The 328-nt window shown below is 73.8% G+C and carries 1 pseudogene; it reads left to right on the top strand.

The features are described 5' to 3' along the window. Nucleotides 1-82: 82 nt before the first annotated feature. Nucleotides 83-328: pseudogene (locus HCK04_RS41780) on the top strand (hypothetical protein); the annotation flags it as partial.

Genomic DNA, 328 nt, shown 5'->3' with positions numbered 1-328 from the left:
CCACCCGGCGGCAGCGCGCCACCCGGGCCGATCCTGTGACCCGGCGGCAGCGCACGCCCCAGCGGGATCGGGTGACCCGGCCATGCTGGGCGAACAGACCGACCCAGCCCACACGGCCGACATCACGGGCACGGCCAACACGGCAGGCGCAGTCAGCACCACGGACGCGGTTGGCACGGCAGGCGCAGTCAACACCACAGGCGCGGCTCGCACGGCCAACGCGGACTCGGCGGGCGCGGCCAACACGACGGGAGTGGCCAACACGGCTGACGTGGTCAACGTGGCGAACGCGGCTGGTGCGGCCGGTACCGCTGGGGTGGCGAATACG

Origin of the sequence: Microbispora sp. CL1-1, assembly GCF_012034195.1 — a bacterium.
Lineage (GTDB): Bacteria > Actinomycetota > Actinomycetes > Streptosporangiales > Streptosporangiaceae > Microbispora.
This window is presented reverse-complemented; position numbering and strand designations above follow the sequence as displayed.